This is a genomic window from Streptosporangium sp. NPDC050148 (genome assembly GCF_055586505.1).
Genome location: NZ_JBVJIA010000011.1, coordinates 1 through 5,040, shown reverse-complemented (window position 1 = coordinate 5,040; position 5,040 = coordinate 1). Strand labels below are relative to the sequence as shown.

3 protein-coding genes are annotated in these 5,040 nt (G+C 60.3%); 1 reads left to right on the top strand and 2 read right to left on the bottom strand.

The features are described from left to right. Positions 1–210 precede the first annotated feature (210 nt). A complete protein-coding gene (locus ACZ6RT_RS14490; protein ID WP_470153834.1) occupies positions 211–1,605 on the top strand; it encodes a carbohydrate binding domain-containing protein in 1,395 nt (464 codons plus the stop codon). Between the two features lie 232 nt (positions 1,606–1,837). Here ACZ6RT_RS14490 and ACZ6RT_RS14485 read toward each other — a convergent pair whose 3' ends face one another. Beyond that, positions 1,838–2,986, bottom strand: coding sequence for a pentapeptide repeat-containing protein (locus ACZ6RT_RS14485; RefSeq protein WP_470153832.1), 1,149 nt, complete (start codon positions 2,984–2,986; stop codon positions 1,838–1,840). 276 nt (positions 2,987–3,262) lie between these two features. Beyond that, on the bottom strand, positions 3,263–4,345 hold the full coding sequence (locus ACZ6RT_RS14480) for a DUF6414 family protein (protein ID WP_470153830.1): 1,083 nt from the start codon (positions 4,343–4,345) through the stop codon (positions 3,263–3,265). Positions 4,346–5,040 lie beyond the last annotated feature (695 nt).

The window sequence follows — 5,040 nt, the reverse complement described above, 5'->3', positions numbered from 1 at the left end:
TCCACGAAACAACGCCGACAACGAAGAAGAGCGAGACCCCCCCCCCCCCCCCACCCCCACCCCCCCCCCCCCCCCCCCCCCTCCCCCCCCCCCTCCCCCCCCCCCCCCCCCCCTGGGCCCGGACCCGGGCGTTCCGCACGCCCGGACCGCCGCCCCGGGCGCCCTCGCGCGCCCGGGGCCACCCTCCGGCCCCTCGATCAGAGGAACCCCATGCGCTCACCCGCCCACCGCACCGCGGGGCTGCTCGTCGCCGCCCTGCTCGCCCTCGTCCCCCTGCTCGCCGCGATCCCCGCCGCCTCGGCGGCCGGCAGCGCCACCGTCTACTACGCGACCGGCTGGAACGCCGCCAACATCCACTACCGGCCCACCGGCGGCTCCTGGACCGCCGTCCCCGGCGTCCCCATGGGCGAGACCGCCTGCGCCGGCTGGAAGAAGAGGACGATCGACCTGGGCTCGGCGACCGGCCTCAGGGCCGCCTTCAACAACGGCTCCGGCACCTGGGACAACAACGGCGGCGCCGACTACGTCATCGGCACCGGCGTCAGCACGGTCAGGAACCGCGTCGTGACCGCGAACGCGGCGAACCCGTGCGTCCCCCAGGGCCCCGACACCGTCGCCCCCACCGCACCGGCCGGCCTCACCGCCGTCGCGAACGGCACCTCGATCGCGATCGCCTGGGACGCCGCCACCGACGACGTCGGGGTGACCGGCTACCGGATCACCAGGACCGGCGGCACCGGCGGCACGAAGGTCACCGACCTCACCGGCGTCACGGCCACCGTGTACTCCGACACCGGCCTGGCCGAGAACACCGCCTACCGCTACACCGTCCAGGCCAGGGACGCCGCGGGGAACGTCTCACCGGCGAGCCCCGCGGCCACCGCCACCACCGGCCGCGGGCCCGCGCAACCGGCGGGCGGCACCCCGCTCGGGGGCGACCCCCGCGAGGACTCGATCTACTTCGTGATGACCGCCCGGTTCGCCGACGGCGACACGGCCAACAACCGGGGCGGCAGCCAGCACGTGAAGTCCGGCAACGCCGCGAACGACGACCCGATGTTCCGCGGCGACTTCAAGGGACTGATCGACAAGCTCGACTACGTCAAGGGGCTCGGGTTCTCCGCGCTGTGGATCACCCCGGTCGTGCTGAACCGGTCCGACTACGACTTCCACGGCTACCACGGCTGGGACTTCCACCGCGTCGACGCCCGGCTGGAGTCACCGGGCGCCTCGTACCAGGACCTGATCAACGCCGCCCACGCCAAGGGCATCAAGATCTACCAGGACGTGGTCTACAACCACAGCTCCCGCTGGGGCGCCAAGGGCCTGTTCACCCCCAAGGTCTACGGGGTGCGCGACGCCCAGTGGAGCTGGTACTACGACCAGCCCGCCCCGGGCTTCACCTACGACGGCAGGAGCGTGGAGCCGGTCTCCGGGAAGTCGTACCACAACGGCGACCTGTGGTCGACGGCCGAACCGGCGGGCAACACCTGCCGCGACTGGGGCGTCCCGACCGGTGGCCAGAGCGCCGAGGGGTACCGGGTCCACAACTGCCAGTGGCCGAGCCCCACCTCGGGCATGTTCCCGGCGACCTATTTTCACTAGTGTAGTAGCTCAGGGGGAACATAGCCACGACAGTGACCAGCTCGCCCAAATCTCACATGAGGCTTCCTGACCTGGTGAAATCACAGGAAGGCAGCAGCATCGGAGGGGAAGGGCATCCCACAGGACCCCAGTTGGCGAGGATCTTCATTACAGGGTCAAGGCAGTCCGCCTGCGGCGGCCTGCGCGTCGGGCGGTCACCGGTCGCGACCAGCACCGCCCGTGCGCCAACCCTCTACGGCACTGCCCTGAATGCGTAGTAACCCTCCGAGTCGCGCGATCCTCCGTCGAGAGCCCACTCTTTGGGAAGAGACATGTAATTACTCTTCTTAGACAGAGCACGAGAAAGATCGACGATGCCAACGGCTCGAGCAAATTTCATTGAATAGAAGCGCGACTCAGGGAATGTAGCGCGTGTTTGAAATTTGGCATCTTCGAAGTATGCGTCGCCGAGATGAGTGTTGGAGAACTGGGCATAACTTCCCATGAATTCGGCGCCATCGAAGTGAACGCCGTGCACTAAAGTGGAATCATCTAAATTTAGATGCGACTTGAACTTAGCGCCATCGAAGACAGCGGCGTCACTCTGCATATTGATTTTGTATATCTCAACTTCCCCATGAAATGTGGCACCCATAAAGGATGCCCGACCATGGATCGTGAGACTGGACAGGTAAAAGTTGCCAAGAAACTCCGCTTGATCGGCAACGAGATCCTCTATGTCAACGTCTCCGATGTCTAAATCTATTGGAATAAATGCACCCGATAAATCGATGCGCATTCGATCCCACGTTCTCACATCTTTCCCGATATCGTCATTTCGCCATGTTTCGGCGTGAAGATGATGGCTCAGGATGCCAATGGCAGTTTTGCGGACCTCTAGCTCTTGAGGGTCCAGGGTTACTTCAGTTGCAGCCAGGGGAGAATCCTGCGCAGGTAGCCCATTGCTACCTGCCATACCCTCTACAGTCTTAGGCATCGGCATCCGTAGATATCCGCAAATAACGTTGATAATGCTCTGCCGATGCACAGGATAGCTGTTGGCGAGTCGTTCGAGCGCATAGAGGCCGCCGATTCTGACAGGAGCCTTTTCGTGCCCTAGTTGCTCTACAGCCTTGGTGTAAAGATCCGTTACTAGACGCTCTTGTGAGTCGCCCTTGTTGTCCTGCGCAACGTCTTCCTGAAGTCGATGCGCAATTTCGTTTAACCATTGTTTTCTTAAAGACAAGAGGAGGGCGGTAGCACCACCGGTGGCCGCGCCTACCGTCAGTCCAGTCTTTACGGCATCAAATTCCAAAGTAGGATTTCCATGGGCTAAAGTCGACAGCCATGTGATTGCCGCCCATGTCGAGAGCAGGGTTGCGAGTACCCCAACGATGGCCACCCACCATGGAAGAATCTTAAAAGAATCTTTATTCTTATTCGACTTTTGGAGTCGATATCTTGAGAGCGACTTAAGTGTTATGTTTTTTAGTGATCCCAATAATCTTTTCACTTCTGTCCCGGCTAGCGCGTTAAGTGTGAACAACGGCGGCCTGGCGTTCGATCTGCTCGGCGAGGACAGAGTCGAGCGCTTCAAGGAACGCGTCGAGCAAAGCTGGCCACGCTGCGGGCTTCGACCGGTCGCAGCTAGTGCCACCTAAAAGGTTCATATGTTTTTCTAGAAAAATTCTCGATAGACCGCTAAGGGTGTAACTGATATCGATGGATAAATGGGGCCTTCGGCAAAACCAAAGGATTCAATGTATTTAATGAGAGATATTCCTACGCGCTCCATGGCTATCCGGTCCATTCTGCCGTTCACGATGAGTTCTCCCTCGATTTCGAAAGTCGGCGCTTCCGTTGGAGGCCTCTTAGGAATCCTTGCAATCTGCGCGACCATAGTCCAGTTATCGAGAGTGTATCCGTAGCGGCTGTAGAGTTCTTCGCGTTCATTCTGCATGTATTCGCTACGGCTAAGAAGTGCGCCAGACAGATTGAATTCGCGACGATCCTCCCCAAACGGGAATGCGCGTATAGAGACAGCATCGTTTGCTAGGGACGCAATAAAATCCTTGATCTCTGCGATCTTCTCAGGGCTTATTCCTTGAAGCAACGCTTTGACCAGCTCTGCCTTTTTTTCCTCGCGAACTTCTTTGGCATCTTTCGCACGGGTCCCTTGCACTGTACGTCCGCCCTGACGCACGGGTGGTGTCGGAGGTCGCGACTCTTCTTCCTCCATCACTATCCCGACAAAAGCAGATACGAGTCGCTGGAATTGGTCTACGCGTTGCCCAAAGAAAGCAGGATCATGCAGATCGAGAGATCCAGTGAACCGAACGAGTTGCCCCTCGTATAGTTCTCGATGTATTTCCCCCGAATTCCACGCATCAAGGTTGGAGAGCAAAGGTCCGACCTCATGAATTAGCGCCTCCCTCTCGCACATCTCCTCAAAGATAACTGCACTGAGCTCGTGCAGGGACCTTGTTTCCTCGCGGGCCCTACCAGATTCACGAGATCCGCTAGGACCAAACCCCATCAGCTTCGCCTGAGCTTCACCCTTGCTAGTTTTGCTCTCTTTGGAAACGATACCTTCAATGATTCCTCGGTTTAGCTGAGCATAATAAGATCGGACGCGTTGGAGATCTACATAGAAATACTCGCGAACCTTGCGAACAGCATATTTATTACGTTCATCTACAGCATCCAATTCGACCGATGCACTTGTTGGTCCATGATCGGATTCAGCGTTCCCTTGAGCCATGGGAACATGATGGCAGATCGTAACCATACGAGAGGGACAAACTGAAAATCATGTTATGTCCAGTCGGGGCTGCGTCCTCCGCCGCTTAAGAGCGAGACGAGCTGAGATCAAGGACTTCGATGCTAGTCAATGTAAGCAGACCAGCAGCTTCGCCTACACTCTCCCCATATGGGCCTTTTGTCGATTTCTATGACGATCATTGACTTCAATGCTCGCCATGAGGAAGGACAGGCAAGTGTGCTCTATGGCTCTTTTGTCCTCGATGCGCTAAGAGGGAAGGGCGGCAATGCTCCGCGCCGCCATCCGGCGCGGCACGCCCGTCCGCGCCGGACGGACATCGGGGCCGGGCATGCGGCCTGGAGGCCGGTCCCGTCCCGCGCCCGCCCGGCGCGGACGGCCGGACCCCGCCGCCCGCCGCACCGGCCCGCCCGCCGCACCGAACGCCGCGCCGACCGTGAACGCACTGCCGCCCGCTCCGACCACCGGCCCAACCGCTACGCGGCCCCTACGGGGTCCTTCGGATTGCGCCGGCCGCTCCGCTCGTGTTCATCAGGAACGCTCGATTGGTGGGGGAACACCTCTGCCGCCCCGCTTCCGATGCTAATGACGGTCGCGGGCACGTCCCCGGTCCGGCAGAGCGGAGCGGATGCCTACTTCCGTTGCAAGATCTCCGAGATCTTTCGCCCGAGACCGGT